We start from the raw sequence: 19,890 nt of genomic DNA on the forward strand, positions 1-19,890 counted from the left end.
TATGACTCCGTTATTCTTTATAAAACGGACTTCTAAGGTCCGTTGCGTGGAACAATTGAATGCCACGATTCAACATTTGCCCACCGTCACGCGTCAATGGCGTCCAGCCAATGTAACCGCGACCAGGGCTATGTTCCGTTTGCAGTAGGTCAATTGGGAAGCTTATATAAAAACCTTTGGTAAAACTGCCTTCGCCGTATTCTTGCGACGAGACGTTGGTTTTGCTCGCATAAGCACCAACTATGACACCACTTTTAAACTTATGTTCAACATTTAACTGTAGACCGTTGTCTTGTGCAAGGAATTTACCAAAAGCAGCCTTAATTAATGTGTTCGGCAAGAATTGCGGCTGGTAATAGCCAGTGATATGACCGGTAAAGGTGTCGTAATCTAAAAAGTCGGTATGACTGTTGTAATCACGCTGCTTCACCCAGTTCAAATCAACGCCAACCGCCCAGTTGCTATCGAGTTCACGATACAATAGCTCGGTCCCGACGCCACCAAACATGCGTTCGAGGTAACCCGCATAAACACTGGTATAAACATTCGGGGCCAGCTGGTTCAAGTGGCTCAGTTGTAGATTGTCTAGCCAAACATCGCTATGCGCAACATATTCACGTACGTAGGTGCGGACGCGAGGTAGCGGCGACTCAAAGCCATCAACGAGGAAATTGAATTCATCAAAGTTAGTGAACAAACTACCGCTAATGGTGCCATGCGCAAAGGTACCCGGAGCCAACCACATCGACGCGTTGAGGTCGAGACCCAACTGGTACATGTAGAAGTTTTCAGGGTTACCGAAACTTTGGTCCAAAAACGGACGCACACTCAAACGCGGCCAATCGCGCTTGTAACGCGCTTCATAGAAGCCTGTCTCGTTAATTTGCGCTAAGTCGGTATCGGTACGGGTGAAGGCATCTTCAATCTCGGTTTGCCAATCGAGGCTTTGGATCGCCCGACGCGCCGTGTCGATATCTACCCGCGTGGTATTGAGTTGCAACTGATCATGCTGCTCGACAATTTCCAGATACTTATAACTCTCTGGTAATTTTTGCTCTGCTACACGGGCTGCTTGCCGTACCCCCTGTTCCGAGTCACGGTAGTACGTTTGCTGAGCATACACTCGAAGGGTATCGACTTGGTCGGCATCAGCTGAGCTATCATTTTGCATCTCGATGACCGAGAGACCACCGAAATTGTAAAACTCGGAGGCCATACGCGCCAATTCACGACGGTCATCAGAGCTCTCGGCACGCGCCATAGCGGTGCGCGTATTAGGCGTGGGCACTCGGCGATTGGCGGTCTTCAACTGACCGATAGCATTTAAATCGATCTGCCCCGAAAAGCCGAACATCATGGTGTTGCCACGCTCATAACTGAGCTTTAAGGTCCAGTTGTCGGTGACTTTGTAGTCCGCACCAAAGTTCCACGCCGAGTCGACTTCTAGTTGGCCTAAGTAACGTTCATCACTGTAGTCATTGCCATCGTATTCGGCTTTTAATACGAGCGGGTCATAAGGCGTCTGGTACTGAATGCCGCCAAACAGTGACGCATCACCACGGAACCATTTGTCAGTCTCGAAACGTCCACCGTTGCCACTAAAGCCGGATTCACGCGTGCAGAAGGTATCGGACACCTCACAGAATGGATTACTGATATTGTCGCGGCGACCCATGTAGCCGAAGCCGAGACCCAAGGTTAAATCAACCGGGCCCAATTGCTTGCTTGCCACGATATATTCGCTGGCAAATATGCCAGTTCCTGCAAGATCACGCCAACCCACGGCTACTTGCGGCAACCAGTAACTCTCTTCCAGCACACGAAGTTTCACATCCAGACCTTTATCTTTACCCGTCTGGTCGCCGCTAAAGTCAGGATTCGCGCTGTACCGAATCGGTCGAATATCGTTATAACGAATGGTTGTTTCCAGCCATGGAAACAGCTGCAAGCTTACCGCGAGACGGCGATACTCTTCGTTATCGTAATAAAGACCACTTAGGGTGCCGTAGTCAGCGAAGCGCGCGGTGGGCATTTGCATGAGGCCGACGCCACCAAAGTCTGATTGGCTAGCATACTGGTCGGCTTGTGCCGTTGGTGCTGCCAAAGCGCCAGCGAGTGCCAGTGCGACTAAACTCAGAGTAGTTTTGGGTTGCGAGACAAACTTCATGATTGCGGATTCCAATAACTAAGCAATGCACGCAGTTGCGTATTCAGCGACTGCCATTCGGCGCCCATTGCACTTAAATCTAAACCGACAAAAATCAAGCCGTGGACTGGCGGCATGACTTTGGCGTCGTTGTAATAAGCAACGTCAGTGCTGCGGCTTAAACCGGTGAGCGCAATCAAATACGCACTCTCCAGATCATAGCGTTGCTTAAACACGCCAGCCTGCTGCAACACGCCGCGCACGGTATCCGTTGCACCGAACGGCAGCTTCTGCACGCCTGCTGGACTTACCACGGTCACCTGCCAAGCACCGAGTTCCCGCGGCGGTAGTATTTGTAAGGTACCCTGCGGCAACAGCGGATTGGCTTGCAACGATGCGGTTGCTTGGTTGAAGCTGCTGTATAGACTGCGGCGCTCGAAACTGACGCCTGATTGCACATCGATGCGATCATCGATTTTGGTTAAGCCAATCCACTCGGCACCGATCAACGGCCAGCTTTGTAACTGTTCGGCGTAAGCTTGCGCCTCAGCGGCAAGCTCCTTTTCACCCTCAGCTTGCGCAACACGGGTGAGTTGCTGCAAGCGCTCTAATACTTGCGTACGACGTTCTGCCAGCTTTTGCGTTTGCTCGGCGGTGACGACGCGGCTACTTGGCCAGTACGCACTTGGTTCAAGCTCTGCGGCTAGGTAGGCGTTCAACAACCGCGGCTGTTCGCTAAAGCCGAAGACGCTCTCGTCGACAATCACTTGGGTCACAGGCTCAGCTTGCTGCTGCGCATGGGCTGCCGAGTGCAGTAACACCGCGCCGGCGATAAGGGAAAGCAAAGTCATAGTTTTCATTGCTGCTCTCCGTTGCTATCACTTAAGTCACCACTAAAGGGCTTCATCTCACGCCAAGTGACATAACCTAGGTCAGCAGAGACCCACTGTTTGGCATACACAATGCGCCCAGCAACGGCATAAAACTCGTTACGAAATGCGGTGTCTCCAGCTTTACCTTGTTCGTTAATCACCACAGCTTGCAACAGCGTGCCGTCAGGGTGAACGTAATCGATGGTGTTACCCACCGTAAAAGTGCTATCGAAGCTGACCTGACGCACGTCGTTCTCACCGTAGTTACCAATCTCAACAGTGCGCAGCCACTCACGCGGGCACAACTGTTTGGTGCCGCGGTGCTGTTGCTGCACATGGCAGGCCAATGGGTCTTGTTGCCAGTCGAAGGTATGCAACGGCATGCCGGGAATCCCAGCGCTACTGATCACACGCCCAAAGCGGGTCGTGAGTGCTTCATCACCGCCAGTACGATAGACCCGCTGTTCGCCACTGAAACGGTCGAGTACGGCAATGGCTTGGGGGAAATTGTCGGTTCTTACGTAAGCCGCAGCATAAGGGTAAGCGTTAACTCGCTCCACGCTGAGCTCAACATCTTGGTGACCAAAAAACGCGGTCTTGGCGGTGTTAACCATATTCTGCACGCGGGCACTACAACCACTTAGCAGCAGTGTGGCAAGTGCTCCTAGCAGCAGCGTACGAGGCATGGCTGTCATAGGAATTCTCTTGTTATTCGGCACTTATTAGAGGGGACTACTAAAAAAAATACCGCAGTGCGCACCTGCGGTATTTTCATCAATCAACGTAACTTACAGACCTGTAGTCGTGACTGGAGCCGTTGTTGTTACCACTGGCGCCGTAGTCGTTGTGACTGGTGGCTCCGGTTCTGGCTCTGGCTCTGGTTCCGGCTCAGGCTCTGGCTCTGGTTCCGGCTCAGGTTCTGGCTCTGGCTCTGGCTCCGGTGGAGGAGTTGAGTCAGAATCATCGTTGTCTAAAGTTGCGGCAAGCGTCAGGGCTACGATAACCCCTGCAGTCACAGTGCCTTTAGTGATGTAACCACCACCGTCACTGTCACCTTCAGCTGCATTGGTTCCAGTTTGCGCAAGCGCTACTGGACTCAAAATCAGGCTGATCGCTGCTGCAATAGCAGTTTGTTTTAACATGTTCATACACCTCTATGTGCTTGATTGGCCAATCAATGGAAATCATCTTCCAAAGATCACTTGCAGATTAGCACTTTGTTTTAATCTTGTGAAGCCTGTTTGAAAAAATGAACGTCCATTTGTGGGTACGGAATGCCGATGCCATTTTGATCAAGTGCAATCTTGATTTCACGCATCAAATCCCAATACACCGGCCAGTAATCTACGCTGTTCACCCACGGACGCACAATAAAGTCGACCGATGAGCTGTTCAGCGCATGTACTTGCACGTTCCAAGCAGGTTCTTTCAATAAGCGCTTGTCTGCAGCGAGTACGCTTTCCAACACTTCTTTGGTTTTATGCAAATCAGCGTCGTACGACACCCCAATCAACAGATCCACCCGGCGCGTATCTTCACGGCTATAGTTGGTAATCGGCTGACTGGTAATTTGCGCATTCGGTACAAATACAACCTTATTGTCGGGAGTTTTCAAGACCGTTTGGAAAATATTTACTTCGTCAACGCTACCTGACACACCGCCCGCTTCGACATATTCACCTGAACGAAATGGACGGAAGAGGATGATCAATACACCAGAAGCCATGTTCGACAGTGAACCTTGCAACGATAGACCGATAGCCAAACCGGCAGCACCTAAAATCGCAATAAATGAAGTGGTCTGCACGCCGACTTGCGACAATGCCATCAGCACTGCGGCAATAAAAATAACGCTCTTCACGATCGCGCTTAAAAAGCTGATCACGGCATTATCGACGCCTTTTTTCTGCATCCCTTTACCGAGTAATTTGGCAACGCTGTTAGCGACCATTTTACCGATGATGAGAATAAGTAGAGCAACGACAAACTTAATTGTGTAGCTGAGAATCAAAGCTTGGTTCTCAGAGATCCATGTCATAACTTGATCCATGTAAAGCTCCCGTTTTTTACAATGTAAAATTAAATGGATAGGCGCCGTTAGCGTTTGGCTCACCTAAAAATATTAACACATCTGCCACTTGTCTTGGTGTTTGCGTGGTCGGCCGCAGTTGCCCTTGAATGCGCACTTGCGGCTGCTGCTGAGTGCCGGCCAACGTGGTGGTAAACTCCAAACCCAAACGGTTATTAGGTGACATTCTAGCAATTATTTCGCTGTTGGTTGAACAACTGAGCTGTGTTACGAAGTCGCCCAACTTAATCCATTCACGTTGAATACGAACGGCAGTTGAACGGCTCGTAACATCAGCGTCTAAGGCGTCACACCAGCGCCCGTTGGCAACATCCGCTAACTCATAATTATCGAGCGCTAAATCCCAGCGACCATCGGTGGTCAATAAAGCTGGTATGTTGTATTCGCTGATGGTCTGTTGCAAATTACCGCCAAACTGTCCATTTACCCTAAGCGCTCCAGCGAAGCTAAGTTCCACGTCAGCGTTACCGCTGACCGTGTTGACCGCTGGAATTTCAAGCGCCAGCACCACTTTCCCGGTCAACAAGGCGCTCGGCGTTAAATTCCATCCCACTTGCTGAAACTGCAATTGTTGCCGCGGGGTCTGGTAGCTGACATTGGCTTGCCCTTGCCACAAACTGCCCTGCACTGCGCTCAGTTCAACGCCAGCCTGCGCCGGCACAAACCAAGTTAATAGCTGGGCTGGGGCAAACACCACTAAGCCGACCAAATAGACTGGTACGAGCCAAAGGAGCCAGCGTTTCTTCATGCCAGTCTCACTTTCAAGCGACGCACATGCACATGCCCCGGCTTGTTGGCGCGGGTGATGTCCATTTGTTCAATTTGCAGTCCTGTTTCGGCTTCAATCGAGTCAAGAAACGCCACCACATTGGCGAAGGGAACTTCGTTCATGACCACCACTAAAGATTCCCCTTCCGGTGTCATGCGCCCGACATCCAGCTGCTGCGCTCGCGCAAATTCGGTAATTAAACGCGGAATATCACCCATTTCATTGGCACGCCGTGGCGCGCTGCTATTCGTGGTGTTGCTGGTTCCTTGGTCTTTCAATGCCAAGTAACGACCGGTGTTTTCGCGGACCCAGTTAAGGGTTTCTTGTGCTGCATCACGTTGCAATGCACGTTGCTCGATACCGTTTTGCAAGGGCTGCCACATGGCAAAATAAACCACGCAGATGGCGATGAAGATACCGGCAAGACTCACTAGCATCCGCTCACGACCGTTCAGTTGTTGCCAACGCTGTTGGATAGATTCTGGCAGCATGTGTTATCCCTCCGCCTGTGTTGCGCGAACTTCGAGGGTACCGGTGACCACGCCATCGTCGTTGGTCACTTGCCCTTGGTTGACTTGTAAGCCACTGTTGCTGGCAACCTGCTGAAACTGTTGCAAAGCCTCAAACTCACTCACCCGCATTTGCAAAGACAAGGTACCGCTGTTGTAGCGCACCCACTCAAGTTGCAATTCAGGTGTGGCACGAAACGCTGGCTCTAATTGGGCAAAAAGCTGCACACCGGTCGCAGCGCCACTGGCACTTGGCGAACTGCTCGATGCGCCGACAGCATCAAGTTGCTGGCGCAGTTGGCTGCGCACATTAACGATGCGAGTCGTATTGGGAAACGCATCGCGATAGGTATCTTCAATTGCGGTTTGTAATGCGTCTACTTCGCCACCGAGCTTGCTATAGGTCACCCACTGCTGGGCGAACACCATGACCAGTGCTACCGCAGCGGCCACGGCAAGCGGTCGCCATGGCAAGCTGCCACTACTTTGACGACGTTTACGCGCAGCACGGAAATTACCTTGTCGCAGGTTAATCGCCAAGGCTTTATCGGCTTGGGTTGCAGCTAGTAACGGCAATTCGAAATGACTGGTGATATCCGTTTGTTCGAGCACAAAAGGCAAAGGTTGCTCAATGCTAAAGCCGCGCCATTGGGCTTCGCGCACAATGTGGGTCTGCCCCAATTGCAACTGCGCGCCGTGCTCGGTGACTGGCAGCATAAAGTAATCAGCATACATTTCATCACATTCGATGCCCGCAGCTTGTAACGCATCGAGCCAGGCTTGCATGCGCTCACGACTGACAATCGCCACTGGAATTGGCTGCTCGACACCGGCCGGTTTAGCGTTCGCCGGCCAGGCAAAATGTAAGGCTTCAATCTCGCTGGCAAGCTCGTCTTCGAGTGCATTCGGGATCAATTGCGGCAACAGCCGCGCCGAACCGGCTGGTAATTTCGCCTCGGTGAGCACCACTTCTTGGCCCGGCAACCAGACGGTCACCTGACAACGTTGCGCTTTTTCACCCAGCTGCGCCAAATCTGCCAGTTCAGCCAACTCGCCACTGGCGGTGACTTCGGCATGGGCCGGATGCCACATTAGCCAACGCAAGGGTTGCCCTAAATGTATGTGGAGCTGTTCCATCATGGTTCTCCTAAACCGCGCAGCAAGACTTCGCTGTCATCACTGGCGACATATAGTTTACTCTGCCCGCGGAAGATCAAATCACCAACACTGACACGGGTATCTAGTTCAAAATAATTGCTCTTGGTCGACAAGTCATCAAACATGCCACCAATGGTTTCTACGGTTACGCCATTCGGCAGCGGTACCGCACCAAAGTTAGGTTGTATCTGCTGCTGTGCAGCTTGCGCCAGCGTCGCACTGCGCTGCGCGTCTTCCATATTCTCATAGCCGTCGTCGGGGCGCTCGGTCAGCGTACTCACGGCGGTATCCACATTAATCGCCCCAAGCAGCAACGCGTGCAACAGTGGTGCTTGTTCTGGCGTCAGGGTATTGATATTGACCTGATGCTTGCCACTATTTGGGATCACACAAATATGTGGCCGCAGCGCTTGATAGACCGGCTGGCTGATACCTTTCACTAAGCGCAGCTCGCTCTCATGCACAAAATAATCATTGGCTGCTAAATACGGCACTTCGAGGCTTTCGTAGTCACCGCGCTCGGCGCCATAACCGCTGTTCATACGCTCGTCGGTATCAAGCCAATCCGCTACGCTTTCCACAATAACATCTGCCGTGTACTCGTCAATTTCGATCTCCAGCGCCATCAGCAGCATCCGCAGCTGAGCTTTGCGCCGCACCAACTGCTCGTTGGTCAGACCATCGCCCTTAAGAGCGTTGATATTGAAACACCCCTGCAAATCCTTAATCGCGACTTGAGCCAGTCCACCGCCCTCAATCGGATACGCAGTACCCTCTTGCGTCTGCTGATACCACACTTGCTCTTGGTGGATCACGCCTTGGCTGTCGCGTACTTGCAGCTCGAGCAATTTACGCGCGATTTCTTCGGCACTCAGCCAATACCAATAGCCCTGCTCACTTTGCTGATAGTTGGTGCTGCGCAGCACGTTTACCTGCAAACGTTCGCTTAACTGTACCGCCAGCACCGTCACCAACGCGACCACTAACAGCACCATGATCAAGGCGACACCTTGTTGGCGCTGCGGGCGCTGTTGCTGCAAGTTACGGAGATGGTTCGACAAAATCACCTCCATTTAACACAAACACCCGCTCGATAGTGCCCCAACGCTCGGTTTCTATGACAACTTCGACGCCTTCTGGAATCGCCATGGGATCGGGCTGCTGCGCTTGTCCACCTTGCGCATTCGGGTCGAATTGCGCGGCAGCAATACGCTCATTTTCGCGCTCAATCGGCTCAATGGTAATGCTCTCTACACCGCTTAGCAGCACCCGCTCGGTTGGCTCCGAACTAGGCGCCATATCTACATAGGTAAAATGTTCACGAATCAATTCGTTGTCTTCGTTGACAAAGTAGCGCACCGCCTGCAATTCGCTACGCGGCAGCAAGTTGCCAGGATTGAACCAGCCGGCACGCACGTAATAATCACCGCGCGGGGTTCGGCGCGATACGGCTTGGCGCAGATCCTGCTCGACCAAATACATCGCTTGCTGCAGTTGCGTTAGGGCATCGCGTGCCGCTGCACTCTGTTCATTGGTACGCATCATGGTGTTCACCACGGCGGCGCTAGCAAGGCCAATAATTGCGAACACCACGATGGCGACCAGCACTTCAACGAGGGTGAATCCCTTTGTCAGCGGCGTTCGACTCATTCGTTCACCCCAAGGTAACGACCAAGCCGATAGGTATTGCCGTCTTCATCGTCGGCTGGGCGCACCGTGACCTCAACATAGTAGACATCAGCGGTCACCGTTTCGGTAAAAGTCGCGCTCCATTGCCACTGCCGATCGGCAACGAGTTCACTGCCCTCTTCCAGATCGCGTGGTTGCTCGGCAAGGGTGATACGGGCCAAGGCATTGCCCGCAGCGTAGCGTGCTAAAGTACGCTCTTGCATGTACGCCAAGTCGTTCAAGTGGTTGGTGGCGGCGGCAACACCCGCCAATGCAGCCATGGCAAAAATCGCCAAGGCTGCCATCACTTCAACCAGCGTGAACCCCTTATTGTTCATCTTCGGGTATCCCGACTTTAAGGCTATAGCCATCGGCACTGCTTATCTGCCAGACCACATCGGTCATTCCAGTGGTAGAGGCCAACGCCAAGGTAAACACTGAAATGTCGCCACTGCCGAGGATCCATAATTGTGGTTCAGGTTGCTCGCGCTCAGCGTCGTCATCAGCGAGTTCATCGTCTTCAGGAGGCGCAAAAAACGCTTGAATGGCTTCTTGGTTGTCACCGAGCAGCGCTTCGGTTTCGCTGTCGAGCTCGTAACTGACATCGGTAGGCCAGTCCTGCTCGCGCAGACCGCGAAAATCGAGTGGCTGCCATTGTTGGTCCTGCCATTGCAAAAAGCGATATCCCTGCTGATCCAGTTCAACGCCTAAAATGGCATGCCGAACCAGCGCGTATTCTTGCGCATACAGCAGCTGTTGATAAAGATCTTCAGCGGCATCTGCCAACTCGTCTTCCTGATTGTCAGGAACGACAAAGGTGACCGCCATCGCCATCACCGCAATGATCGCAACGGTCACCATGACCTCTACCAGGGTAAACCCGGTATTAGTTCTGATCGAGGTTCCAGTTACCGATGTCATCGTCGGTGCCTGGTTGACCGTCTTCACCTGCTGAGAAAATGTCAATATCGCCATACTCGCCTGGGCTTAACAGCATGTAATCGTTACCGTAAGGGTCTTGTGGTAAACGCTGAATATAGCCACCGCGACGATAGTTACGCGGCTGCGGATCTGTGGTCGGGGCATCTAACAATGCTTCGAGCCCCTGCTCCGTGGTCGGAAACACACCATTGTCGAGTTTGTACTGCGACAATGCATTCTCTAGTGCAATCACATCCGAGCGGACCTTCTGCTTATTGGCTTGATCAGCTGAGCCGAGCACGTTCGGTAGAATCAATGTGGCAAGTAATCCTAAGATCACGATGACCACCATAATTTCAATTAATGAAAAGCCTTTGTTTTTTGTCATACTTCCTCCAGATTACAAGCCGACTGCTTGGTTGAGCTGCAAAATCGGCTGAATAATTGCCAAGACAATCACTAAGACCACCGCTGCCATGACAATGATCAGCGCTGGTTCAAAAATTTTAATCGCCACGTTCATGGTGGTTTCAAAATCACGGTCTTGGTTGTCGGCGGCACGCCCGAGCATTTGCTCGAGCTCACCTGATTTTTCACCAGCGGCAATCATGTGCAACATCATTGGCGGAAACAGCTTAGTTTGTGCCAGTGCAGCGCGCAGTGAGGTACCTTCACGAACCCTATCGGCGGCATCTTGCACCGCTAATTGCATCGCGCGATTACTCAATACCTTGGCGGTAATTTGTAAACCTTCTAACAGCGGTACCGCCGAGGCCGTTAAGATACTCAGCGTGCGCGAGAAACGTGCGGTATTCACACCCTTGATAACTTTACCGATAATCGGCATTTTTAACTGAAAAGCATGAAATTTGTCACGTCGTTTCGAGTCTTGCAGTAATTTGCCACCCACTACGAGTGCCACTAAAAGGCCCACTAAAATAAAGGGGCCAAAGGTTTGTAAGAACTGACTAACCGCCAACAAAGCGCGGGTGATAAAGGGCAAATCTTGGCCCAAATTACCAAACTGCTCGACAATCTGCGGCACTACCGAAACCAATAGAAAAATGATCACGCTAATCGCAACGAAGGTCAGTACGGCTGGATATACCAGCGCCTGCACTAATTGCCCTTTGAGCTGATTGCGCTGTTCAGTGTAATCGGCCAAGCGATTCAGCACCTCATCAAGGTGTCCTGAGCGCTCACCAGCAGCCACCATAGCGGTAAAAAGCTTATCGAAAATATGCGGATAATCCGCCATCGCGACCGCGAGCGAATAGCCTTCGACCACGCGTGAACGCACCGCCATGACCAGTTTTTGTAGGCGCGGCTTTTCGGTTTGTTCAGCAACCGCTAGCAATGCTTGTTCAATTGGCATTGCTGCAGCCACTAGGGTCGCTAATTGACGTGTGATCAGTGCTAAGTCGGCTGCGCTGATTTTGCGAATGCGGCGCTTGGCGATCCAACCGGAGAGACCGCCTTGAGCAGTGCGGGCTTCACTTTCAGTCTGTTCAGCAACATCAACGTTGACCGGTAGCAAGCCTTGGTCGCGCAACAGCTGCCGAGCTTGACGCTCGGTATCAGCTTCAAGAACGCCGGTTTTCTTGCGGCCTTTGGCGTCTAGCGCGTGATAAGCAAACGCACCCATGCCTATTCCTCGCGCGTCACACGCAGCACTTCCTCACGTGTGGTTAAGCCGAGTGCCACTTTATCGAGACCGTCTTGGCGAATACTTGGAATGGTGGTGCGAATATAACGCTCAATCGCTTGCTCGCCGTGACCGTTGTGGATCAATTCGCGCATGTGCTCGTCGACCACCAATAACTCGTGAATACCGGTGCGGCCGCGATAGCCGGTGTAATTACATTTTTCGCAACCCACTGCGCGACATTCAGCTTCGCCTTCAGCGATCGGCTGTTTGCAGTCTTCACATAAGGTTCGCACCAGACGTTGCGCCAGTACTGCAAGTAACGACGAGCTCAGCAAGAACGGCTCGACGCCCATATCTTCAAGCCGCGTGATTGCGCCTGCAGCGGTATTGGTGTGCAAGGTCGACATCACTAGGTGACCGGTAAGTGAGGCTTGCACCGCGATTTGCGCGGTTTCCACGTCACGGATTTCACCGACCATCACCACGTCCGGATCTTGTCGCAAAATCGCCCTTAGCCCACGCGCGAAGGTCATGTCGACCCGCGGATTAACTTGCATCTGGCCAATACCTTCGATGGCGTATTCAATCGGGTCTTCGACCGTCAGAATATTGCGGTCTTTGGAATTGATCTCCATAAGTCCAGCATACAGGGTGGTTGATTTACCCGAGCCGGTCGGACCGGTGACCAAAATAATGCCGTGCGGCTTTTTGATGAGTTCAGCAAAAATCTGCCGATTGCTCTCGGTCATGCCCAACTGTTCAAGGTTCAAACGCGCGTTGTTTTTATCAAGTAAACGCAATACCACGCGTTCGCCATGGTTCGATGGCATGGTCGAAACCCGCACATCAACCGCACGACCAGCGATGAGTAAACTGATACGGCCGTCTTGTGGCACACGCTTTTCCGCGATATCCAGCTGCGCCATGACTTTAATTCGCGAGACTAATAACGAGCTGAGCTTGCGGTGCGGACGAATCACTTCGCGCAACACGCCATCGATGCGGAAGCGAATCAGCAAGTCTTTTTCGAAGGTTTCGATATGGATATCCGACGCACCTTCTTTGATCGCTTCTGACAACATGGCGTTGATCAATTTAATGATCGGTGCGTCGTCTTCGCTTTCAAGTAAGTCTTCGGTTTGCGGCAATTCATCGGCGAGCGAGAATAAGTTGGTCTCGTTGCCAATGTCTTCCATCAACTGCTTCGCTTCTGATGAATCGCGCTGATAGGCTTGGGTGAGAATCGCATCGAACTCTTCGGCGCTGTGTTCGCTCACGGTAAAAGGCACACCAAGAGCGCGACGTACTTCAAGCAACACATCGCGCGCTACACCTTGGCGACAATGCACCACGTATTCGTTGTCACTGATTTCTGCCACCACTACGCCGTAACGTTTGGCAAAGCCAAAGGGTAAACGGCGTGGGGTAACGCGAGCGGCGAGCTCGGCAACATTAGTCATTGCCGTTGCCTCCCTCCTGGTCGTCCAAATACTTTTGCAACTCAGGTGGAATCGACAGTTTTGACTCTTCGAACTTCGGCAGCGCTGGGGTTTCGCTAAACGGCATAAGCGCCACGCCTTCTTCTTGGCGTTTCAATTGCTCAGCACGAATGTAGTTGTACTTGCGGCTGCTAATGGTTTGCGCCGTAGTTGAATCACGCACGATAGTTGGCTTGATAAATACCATCAGGTTGCGTTTTTGCTTCTGCGTTGACGTGCTGCGGAACAACGCGCCGAGTACAGGAATATCGCCCAATAATGGGATTTTCGACTCACTTTCTTGCACGTCTTCGTCGATCAAACCGCCAAGTACCACGGTTTCGCCATCATCGGCCATCACGGTGGTTTTCAGCGAGCGCTTGTTAATGGTGATATCCACTTGGGTAGCACCACTGAGACTCGAAACTTCTTGTTCAATCACCAGCTGTACGGCGTTGCCTTCGTTAATTTGTGGTGTCACGTTCAACTTAATACCGATGTCTTCCCGTTGCACGGTTTGGAACGGGTTCGAGTTGTTGTCACCGGCGGTAGAGCCAGTAATGGTAGGCACCGATTGACCGACCAAGAACGAGGCTTCTTCGTTGTCGACGGTCATAATGCTTGGCGTGGCCAAAATGTTAGAGTTGGTATTGGTCGCTACGGCTTGCAAAATGGCGCCCCAGTCGTTTTTCACGACACCGACCATCATACCGTTGACGTTACCCAGTAATTCAGCGAGCAAGCTGACATCGCCCGGCTCGTCTGGCTCAGTGGTGGTCACGAGGTTGCCATCGACAATGGTTTGCGTGGTGCGGCCTTCGCGCTCCCGCGCCTGATAAGCAGCGGCGGCTAAAGGACCAATCGGCACTTGGCGACCGTTCGCGTATTGCACCATACCACCGTCTTCCGAAATCCACTGCAAGCCGAGATCGACACCGTCGCCTTCCATGATTTCAACGATAATGGCTTCAACATGAACTTGCGCGCGGCGGATATCGAGTTGGCGGATGACACTTTCTAAATTACTTAGTAAATCTGGCTGCGCGGTAATGACCAGTGAGTTGCTGTCTTCGTGCGCTGAAATACTAATTTGATTTTGATTATTGCTACTTCCACCGAAGTTACGCGTGGGGCGACCTTGCTGGGTTTGTGCGACGTTTTCCATTTCTGCTTGCATGGTCTCACTAACGCCCTGCAATACATCGACCAGCTCTTCTGCTTTAGCGTATTTCAAGTAGTAAACGCGGGTATTGCCTTCGGTTTGTAAGTCTTGGTCGAGACGATTAATCAGTTGCACGACGCGTTCACGGGCACGCGGCTCACCGCTTACCACAACCGAGTTGGTACGCTCATCAGCAACGATTTTCGGAATCAGTAACGGTGGTGTGCCTTCGTTTTGACCTTGATACAAAGCTGTGGCAATACGCACAATTTCAGCAGCTGATGCATATTCTAGTTTCACCACGTCAACGTCTTGGTTGCCGGCGCGATCGACACGCTCAATAATTTCCGTGAGACGTTGTACGGTCTCGCTACGCCCGGTAATCATGATGACATTCGATGGGTCATAGCTGACGATATTGCCAGCACCGCCGCCATCGGCAATCAGGCGTAATAGTGGCGCAAGCTCGCGCACACTGACATTCGATACAGCAACCACACGGGTCACTAAGGTATCGCCACCGATTGAATTGTCGTCGACTACTGGAATTGCACCGCTGCGTGCTTCTTTATCACGCATGACTTTGACTACGCCCGATTCCATGGTCACCGTCGCGAAGCCATAAACATCAAGTACGTTTTGGAAGAAATCCCAGTACTGTTCCTCGGTCATCACGTCGTAGCTACGCACGTCAATGGTGCCACGCACGTCTGGATCGATGATGATAGTTTTACCCAAGTTACGCCCCACCACCTGAATAAATTCAGTGATATCGGTGTTTTTAAAGCTAGCGGCATATTCCACTGGCTCTTCGTTGGTTTCACCACGCTGGGCTTGTTGGGCAAATGCAGTAGCACTGACGCCTAAAGCGCAGGCTAAACTCATGCTGCTGAGCCAAATCGATGCGGTCGTTAACATGCGCATAGTTGGTCCTATTGTTCTCGGTTGTTCTGTTATTGAGCTGGAACCGCAAGTTCCAGATCTAAATAAGCTTCGTCGCGTAACACAGTTACAGTAATGCGACTCGCGCTACGTAGTTCTTGCAAGGCGACTTGGGCGCTTGCGACATCTGTCAAATCTTGGCCATTTAAGGCAACGGCGATATCGCCGGTTTTAAATCCTGCGTCGGCAAACAAGTCTGGGAATTTGCCCGGACTGAGGCGATAACCTGCTAGTTCGCCACCCTGCATGGCTGGGCTGACGCGAATGTAATCAAGTAACGCACCGGTATCCCCCTGCTGCATGCGACGGTAGGCGTCGCGCGCCCGCGGGTTGTTGAACTGCGCACCTTGGCGCTGAGTTGCTTGCGGGGTAAAACTTTGCCGCTCTGGCTGTGCTTGCGTTGTTTGGCGGTCGTCAACGCTCAGGCTTAAACCCGGTCCCAGTTCACCAATGCCTTCCAGTTCGAGAGTTTCCAACACGCCGTTGTTATCGAGGATGACCCGATCTGAATAAATTTCTTCGATACCGACGTTGGTGCCGACGATGTTGTCGCCGATAACGTACACTTCTTGTTGTCGATCTTTCTCAATAATTGCCGCTGATTTTGCTGGAACTGAACTTGCCGAGACACCAAGAAGGCGCACATTTAGATTGGTTTTTGGGGCATTGCGGCTGTCCGTCTCGGCGGTTACGGCCGTGCCAAATAAATCCAATTCGGTGAGCACGGCGGCGCGCCCCGTGGCTCTAGCGGAGGTTTGCTCAGCTTGGGCTTGAATGGGTCCACTGGCCGGTTTAGAACTCGGTGCAATGAGTTGCCAGGTGAGCTGCGCGGCAAGCCAGACGGCGACTATCGCGAGTAGCGCAGTGACGACCCATAACACCGCACGCACCACACGAGGTTCGCTGGTGAGCGCGCTGAGACGTTGTAATTGTGGATTCTGAATCTGCATGTTTAATTTCGTTATAATTTTGTGACAGCACAGAGTTATGAGCCATTCTAACCCCTTCGTTGCATGCTGAACAGATCAAATTTGGGGATTATGGTATTATGCGCACAAAATATTACATAGCGATGAAGTAACCTATGACAAATACGCATTACCCCACCGACCAACTCTATCGATACACTTTTACTGACCAAGACGTACGTGGCGAGTTAGTGCAACTTAGCACGAGCTATCAGCGCATGATACAAGGACACGATTATCCGGCATCAGTTCAACGTTTATTAGGTGAATTGATGGCAGCGACTGTATTGTTGAGTGCCACCTTGAAGTTTGAAGGTCATATCAACTTGCAGATTCAGGGCGATGGTCCAATTAACTTTATGACGGTTAATGGTAGTCACCATCAGGAGTTACGGGGCTTAGCGCGGCTGCGTGACGCGATTGATGACGACCAAAATGACTTCCGTACGCTATTCGGTAAAGCCGTAATGATTATTACGCTAACGCCGGAGCACGGTGAGCGCTATCAAGGTGTGGTAGATGCCAACATGGATAGTTTGGCGCAGGTCATCGAGAGCTATTTCACGCAGTCAGAACAGTTGCACACGCGCATTTGGTTACATGGCGATGGCGAACATGCGGCCGGCATGTTTTTGCAGGTGATGCCTGCGGCGGGGCATGATCTCACTGGGTTTAAGCACTTGGAAACCTTAACTGAAACTATGACGGCGACCGAGTTGTATACCTTATCGAGCTCAGAAATTTTGCATCGGCTGTACCACCAAGAGCAAATTGAGCTCTACGCGCCACAACCAGTGCGTTTTCACTGCGGTTGTTCACGCGATGCGACTCTAGCGGCGTTGGCAGCGGTGTCACCGGAAGAATTACAGGCGATCTTGGCAGAAGACGGCGAAATCGTCATGAACTGCGACTACTGCCGCAGCGAATACCGCTTCACCGCCAAGGATTTGTAACAGCCGCTGTACGTAGCCCGCACGGGCTACATTCAAACTACCTTTTCATTTTCAGTAGTTCGCGGCGTTCTTTTTTGTCGGGCTTGTGGTCAGGGTGCGGATTATAAAGCGCATTTGCTTTTCGCAATTCAGCTTCACGGGCGCGACGTTCTTCGGACTCCTGCGTTTCGGCATAAAGCTTTTGTGCTTCTGGAGCTCCGCGTCGCTGATCGCTTAACTCACAGACTTCGACTTCCATTACATCATAACCACGCGGCAGCTTTACCAACTGCCCGACGGTAATGGTTTTTGCCGGTTTGGCGCGTTGACCATCCACTTGGACTTTGCCAGACTGCACCATTTGCCGCGCCAACGACCGTGTTTTGAAGAATCGCGCTGCCCACAACCATTTATCGAGCCGAACGTTTTCCATAATAAATCCTAAATCAGTATTCATGATTGCCGAACGTATCATTCAGCCAAGTAATGTTGATTTCCGCCCAATGCGCAGGATATTTTCCCGTCGCTAAGAAATGCCTCAAACTTGAATAAGGCCAATCAAGAGCGTTTTCAACGTACCCATGTTTCACCGGATTATAACAGCAATACAGAATATAGAGTTCAAACTCCTTTTCGTTACGGATGGTATGTTCGTAGTAGCTGTGTTGCCACAAACTCCCGTTTCCACGTCGCCTGCGCGCGGTAGAATTCTTTTGTGCCGTGCTTTGATTGGCAAACTCGGGAAGAGCTTTGGTAGTGAGGCTTTTTATTTTGCGCCAGCGTAGGGCTATTTTGTCATCCGGTACCAGCCAGACACAATGCATGTGATCGGGCATGATAACCCAAGCTTCAATGGTAAATGGATGAGTTGCCTGAGTTGCACGAATAGCATCGCGCAATGCTTGCACAAAGCGATCGCATTTGAAAAAAGGTCTGCGACGGTAGGCTGTTACGGTAAAGAAATAGCCCCCGCCTTCGTAATACCGTCGGACATTTCGCATGCCACAATTGTGCATGTCGCCGCAGCAGTTCGCGACCTTATTTTGCCGTAGGAAATGTCAACATACTTGTAGCCTGTACTTCTAGTACGGGTCTAACGTGAGGGCATTGCGGTGGTGGTTTGTAATAGCATTGTGGCCGAATGCACGTCTCCCCGTACTAGAAGTACGGGCTACGTCATTTCTTTTTCTTGATGTGGCGCATGAGGCGCTTGCGCTTGCGCTGTTGTGACAGCGTGAGCTGGTTCTTGCGGCCGGCGAATGGGTTATCGGACTCGCGGAACTCGACCTTGATCGGGGTGCCCATGATGCCCAGTGATTTGCGGAAATAATTGGTCAGATAACGCTGATACGCACCCGGCAAATCGTTCACTTGGTTGCCGTGAATGATCACCCGCGGCGGGTTATAACCACCGGCATGCGCGTATTTAAGTTTGACCCGACGGCCACGAACGAGTGGCGGTTGGTGCTCATCGGCAGCCATTTCCATAATGCGGGTAAGCTTCGAAGTGCTCACCCGTTGCGTGGCACTGGCGTATGCCTCAAGCACCGACTCAAACAAATTACCCACACCACTGCCGTGCAATGCTGAGATAAAATGCAAGCGCGCAAAATCGACAAAACCTAAGCGGCGGTCGAGTTCACGTTTAATTTCTTCTTTGTGGTCGTTATCCAAACCGTCCCACTTATTCACCGCGATCACAATCGACCGACCAGCGTTCAAGGCAAAACCGATCAAGTTTAAGTCTTGGTCCGAAATGGTTTCACGCGCATCAAGCACACAGATCACCACGTTGGCATCTTCAATCGCTTGCAAGGTCTTGATCACCGAGAACTTCTCGACGGTTTCGTCAATCCGTCCACGGCGACGCACGCCCGCGGTGTCGATCAAAATGTACTCGCGACCATCACGCTCCATCGGAATATAAATCGAGTCGCGGGTCGTGCCCGGCATATCAAACACCACCACGCGCTCTTCGCCAAGAATACGGTTGGTAAGTGTTGACTTACCTACGTTAGGACGGCCAACAATAGCGAGCTTGAGTGGCAATGCATCATAATCGATTTCATCATGTTCAAGATCAGGCGGCGTCTCGGCGTCTTCATCAGCGACCGCAACTTTCATGTCCGGATAGTCTTCAACTAGCGGGGTGAAGCAACGATGCAGCAGGCTCTCAACACCACGACCATGTGCCGCGGCGATACCATAAACTTCACCTAAACCCAGCTCATAGAAATCCGCTTGCGCAGCTTCGGCATCGATACCATCAATTTTGTTGGCAACGATATAGGCTTTTTTACCAATCGAGCGAAGGTGCTTGGCAATGCCTAGGTCGGCACTGGTGATACCGTCACGGGCATCCACCATGAACAAGACTACGTCGGCTTCGTCGATGGCACGCAAAGACTGCGAGGCCATCTCTTTGTCGATGCCCTCTTCGTCACCATGCACACCGGCGGTGTCGATGACGATAAATTGATAGCCATCGTAATTGGCTTGGCCATATTTACGATCGCGTGTAAGACCAGGAAAGTCTGCTACCAGTGCGTCCCGAGTACGGGTTAGCCGATTAAACAGGGTAGATTTGCCCACATTTGGGCGCCCGACCAGGGCCACAACAGGTAACAT

21 protein-coding genes are annotated in these 19,890 nt (G+C 51.8%); 1 reads left to right on the forward strand and 20 read right to left on the reverse strand.

Going from position 1 to position 19,890, the window contains the following annotated elements; translation table 11 throughout:
* Positions 1–10 precede the first annotated feature (10 nt).
* From ACJ8W9_RS06575 to gspC, 17 genes are all read right to left on the reverse strand, one after another.
* Complete coding sequence (locus tag ACJ8W9_RS06575; protein WP_411360715.1) at positions 11–2,167, reverse strand: YjbH domain-containing protein; 2,157 nt, start codon at positions 2,165–2,167, stop codon at positions 11–13.
* The gene (locus ACJ8W9_RS06580) at positions 2,164–3,006 is read right to left on the reverse strand and encodes a capsule biosynthesis GfcC D2 domain-containing protein (RefSeq protein WP_411359080.1); all 843 of its coding nucleotides are present in this window, start codon (positions 3,004–3,006) and stop codon (positions 2,164–2,166) included. Before ACJ8W9_RS06580 ends, ACJ8W9_RS06575 begins: the two co-directional genes overlap by 4 nt.
* Positions 3,003–3,713 (reverse strand): YjbF family lipoprotein, encoded by a 711-nt coding sequence (locus tag ACJ8W9_RS06585; protein WP_411359081.1) that lies wholly within the window; start codon positions 3,711–3,713, stop codon positions 3,003–3,005. The genes ACJ8W9_RS06580 and ACJ8W9_RS06585 overlap by 4 nt, the downstream gene beginning before the upstream one ends.
* Positions 3,714–3,806: 93 nt before the next feature.
* Entirely contained in the window at positions 3,807–4,160 is a 354-nt protein-coding gene (locus ACJ8W9_RS06590) for a hypothetical protein (RefSeq protein ID WP_411359082.1), read from the reverse strand.
* An 80-nt stretch (positions 4,161–4,240) separates the two neighbouring features.
* Positions 4,241–5,068, reverse strand: a complete 828-nt coding sequence (locus ACJ8W9_RS06595) for a mechanosensitive ion channel domain-containing protein (protein ID WP_411360716.1) — start codon at positions 5,066–5,068, stop codon at positions 4,241–4,243.
* Positions 5,069–5,084: 16 nt separating this feature from the next.
* Positions 5,085–5,855, reverse strand: coding sequence for a type II secretion system protein N (locus ACJ8W9_RS06600; protein ID WP_411360717.1), 771 nt, complete (start codon positions 5,853–5,855; stop codon positions 5,085–5,087).
* A complete protein-coding gene (gspM, locus tag ACJ8W9_RS06605) occupies positions 5,852–6,367 on the reverse strand; it encodes a type II secretion system protein GspM (RefSeq protein ID WP_411359085.1) in 516 nt (171 codons plus the stop codon). The genes ACJ8W9_RS06600 and gspM overlap by 4 nt, the downstream gene beginning before the upstream one ends.
* Positions 6,368–6,370: 3 nt before the next feature.
* The gene (gspL, locus tag ACJ8W9_RS06610; RefSeq protein ID WP_411359086.1) at positions 6,371–7,525 is read right to left on the reverse strand and encodes a type II secretion system protein GspL; all 1,155 of its coding nucleotides are present in this window, start codon (positions 7,523–7,525) and stop codon (positions 6,371–6,373) included.
* Positions 7,522–8,604 (reverse strand): type II secretion system minor pseudopilin GspK, encoded by a 1,083-nt coding sequence (gene gspK, locus ACJ8W9_RS06615; RefSeq protein ID WP_411360718.1) that lies wholly within the window; start codon positions 8,602–8,604, stop codon positions 7,522–7,524. The genes gspL and gspK overlap by 4 nt, the downstream gene beginning before the upstream one ends.
* Positions 8,585–9,193 (reverse strand): type II secretion system protein GspJ, encoded by a 609-nt coding sequence (locus tag ACJ8W9_RS06620; RefSeq protein ID WP_411360719.1) that lies wholly within the window; start codon positions 9,191–9,193, stop codon positions 8,585–8,587. Before ACJ8W9_RS06620 ends, gspK begins: the two co-directional genes overlap by 20 nt.
* Entirely contained in the window at positions 9,190–9,549 is a 360-nt protein-coding gene (gene gspI / locus ACJ8W9_RS06625; RefSeq protein ID WP_411359089.1) for a type II secretion system minor pseudopilin GspI, read from the reverse strand. Before gspI ends, ACJ8W9_RS06620 begins: the two co-directional genes overlap by 4 nt.
* Positions 9,539–10,132 carry a Tfp pilus assembly protein FimT/FimU gene (locus ACJ8W9_RS06630; RefSeq protein WP_411360720.1) on the reverse strand — a complete coding sequence of 198 codons (594 nt, stop codon included), beginning with the start codon at positions 10,130–10,132 and terminating at the stop codon, positions 9,539–9,541. The genes gspI and ACJ8W9_RS06630 overlap by 11 nt, the downstream gene beginning before the upstream one ends.
* Entirely contained in the window at positions 10,098–10,520 is a 423-nt protein-coding gene (gspG, locus tag ACJ8W9_RS06635; protein ID WP_034731621.1) for a type II secretion system major pseudopilin GspG, read from the reverse strand. The genes ACJ8W9_RS06630 and gspG overlap by 35 nt, the downstream gene beginning before the upstream one ends.
* Positions 10,521–10,532: 12 nt before the next feature.
* Positions 10,533–11,777, reverse strand: a complete 1,245-nt coding sequence (gene gspF, locus ACJ8W9_RS06640; protein WP_411360721.1) for a type II secretion system inner membrane protein GspF — start codon at positions 11,775–11,777, stop codon at positions 10,533–10,535.
* 2 nt (positions 11,778–11,779) lie between these two features.
* A complete protein-coding gene (gene gspE / locus ACJ8W9_RS06645; RefSeq protein ID WP_411359092.1) occupies positions 11,780–13,240 on the reverse strand; it encodes a type II secretion system ATPase GspE in 1,461 nt (486 codons plus the stop codon).
* Positions 13,233–15,344, reverse strand: coding sequence for a type II secretion system secretin GspD (gspD, locus tag ACJ8W9_RS06650; RefSeq protein WP_411359093.1), 2,112 nt, complete (start codon positions 15,342–15,344; stop codon positions 13,233–13,235). Before gspD ends, gspE begins: the two co-directional genes overlap by 8 nt.
* 29 nt (positions 15,345–15,373) lie before the next feature.
* Positions 15,374–16,312, reverse strand: a complete 939-nt coding sequence (gene gspC / locus ACJ8W9_RS06655; RefSeq protein ID WP_411360722.1) for a type II secretion system protein GspC — start codon at positions 16,310–16,312, stop codon at positions 15,374–15,376.
* 134 nt (positions 16,313–16,446) lie between these two features.
* On the opposite strand from gspC, the gene hslO reads away from it, so the two are divergent.
* Positions 16,447–17,283, forward strand: a complete 837-nt coding sequence (hslO, locus tag ACJ8W9_RS06660) for an Hsp33 family molecular chaperone HslO (protein WP_411359095.1) — start codon at positions 16,447–16,449, stop codon at positions 17,281–17,283.
* Between the two features lie 37 nt (positions 17,284–17,320).
* Here the strand turns inward: hslO and ACJ8W9_RS06665 are convergent, their stop codons facing one another.
* The 3 genes from ACJ8W9_RS06665 to der all read right to left on the reverse strand — a co-directional run bounded on the left by ACJ8W9_RS06665 (position 17,321) and on the right by der (position 19,890).
* A complete protein-coding gene (locus ACJ8W9_RS06665; RefSeq protein WP_411359096.1) occupies positions 17,321–17,695 on the reverse strand; it encodes an RNA-binding S4 domain-containing protein in 375 nt (124 codons plus the stop codon).
* A 13-nt stretch (positions 17,696–17,708) separates the two neighbouring features.
* Complete coding sequence (locus tag ACJ8W9_RS06670) at positions 17,709–18,278, reverse strand: REP-associated tyrosine transposase (protein ID WP_411360723.1); 570 nt, start codon at positions 18,276–18,278, stop codon at positions 17,709–17,711.
* Between the two features lie 160 nt (positions 18,279–18,438).
* Positions 18,439–19,890 carry a ribosome biogenesis GTPase Der gene (der, locus tag ACJ8W9_RS06675; RefSeq protein WP_411359098.1) on the reverse strand — a complete coding sequence of 484 codons (1,452 nt, stop codon included), beginning with the start codon at positions 19,888–19,890 and terminating at the stop codon, positions 18,439–18,441.

Origin of the sequence: Pseudidiomarina salilacus, assembly GCF_047323925.1 — a bacterium.
GTDB lineage: Bacteria > Pseudomonadota > Gammaproteobacteria > Enterobacterales > Alteromonadaceae > Pseudidiomarina > Pseudidiomarina salilacus.

Coding starts and splice junctions, on each gene's coding strand:
- ACJ8W9_RS06600 (WP_411360717.1), bottom strand. CDS start 5,855: ATGAAGAAACGCTGGCTCCTTTGGCTCGTACCAGTCTATTTGGTCGGC.
- hslO (WP_411359095.1), top strand. CDS start 16,447: ATGACAAATACGCATTACCCCACCGACCAACTCTATCGATACACTTTT.
- gspI (WP_411359089.1), bottom strand. CDS start 9,549: ATGAACAATAAGGGGTTCACGCTGGTTGAAGTGATGGCAGCCTTGGCG.
- ACJ8W9_RS06620 (WP_411360719.1), bottom strand. CDS start 9,193: ATGAGTCGAACGCCGCTGACAAAGGGATTCACCCTCGTTGAAGTGCTG.
- gspF (WP_411360721.1), bottom strand. CDS start 11,777: ATGGGTGCGTTTGCTTATCACGCGCTAGACGCCAAAGGCCGCAAGAAA.
- gspG (WP_034731621.1), bottom strand. CDS start 10,520: ATGACAAAAAACAAAGGCTTTTCATTAATTGAAATTATGGTGGTCATC.
- gspL (WP_411359086.1), bottom strand. CDS start 7,525: ATGATGGAACAGCTCCACATACATTTAGGGCAACCCTTGCGTTGGCTA.
- ACJ8W9_RS06665 (WP_411359096.1), bottom strand. CDS start 17,695: ATGGAAAACGTTCGGCTCGATAAATGGTTGTGGGCAGCGCGATTCTTC.
- gspD (WP_411359093.1), bottom strand. CDS start 15,344: ATGCGCATGTTAACGACCGCATCGATTTGGCTCAGCAGCATGAGTTTA.
- ACJ8W9_RS06575 (WP_411360715.1), bottom strand. CDS start 2,167: ATGAAGTTTGTCTCGCAACCCAAAACTACTCTGAGTTTAGTCGCACTG.
- gspC (WP_411360722.1), bottom strand. CDS start 16,312: ATGCAGATTCAGAATCCACAATTACAACGTCTCAGCGCGCTCACCAGC.
- ACJ8W9_RS06580 (WP_411359080.1), bottom strand. CDS start 3,006: ATGAAAACTATGACTTTGCTTTCCCTTATCGCCGGCGCGGTGTTACTG.
- der (WP_411359098.1), bottom strand. CDS start 19,890: ATGTTACCTGTTGTGGCCCTGGTCGGGCGCCCAAATGTGGGCAAATCT.
- ACJ8W9_RS06590 (WP_411359082.1), bottom strand. CDS start 4,160: ATGTTAAAACAAACTGCTATTGCAGCAGCGATCAGCCTGATTTTGAGT.
- ACJ8W9_RS06630 (WP_411360720.1), bottom strand. CDS start 10,132: ATGACATCGGTAACTGGAACCTCGATCAGAACTAATACCGGGTTTACC.
- ACJ8W9_RS06585 (WP_411359081.1), bottom strand. CDS start 3,713: ATGACAGCCATGCCTCGTACGCTGCTGCTAGGAGCACTTGCCACACTG.
- ACJ8W9_RS06670 (WP_411360723.1), bottom strand. CDS start 18,278: ATGCACAATTGTGGCATGCGAAATGTCCGACGGTATTACGAAGGCGGG.
- ACJ8W9_RS06595 (WP_411360716.1), bottom strand. CDS start 5,068: ATGGATCAAGTTATGACATGGATCTCTGAGAACCAAGCTTTGATTCTC.
- gspM (WP_411359085.1), bottom strand. CDS start 6,367: ATGCTGCCAGAATCTATCCAACAGCGTTGGCAACAACTGAACGGTCGT.
- gspE (WP_411359092.1), bottom strand. CDS start 13,240: ATGACTAATGTTGCCGAGCTCGCCGCTCGCGTTACCCCACGCCGTTTA.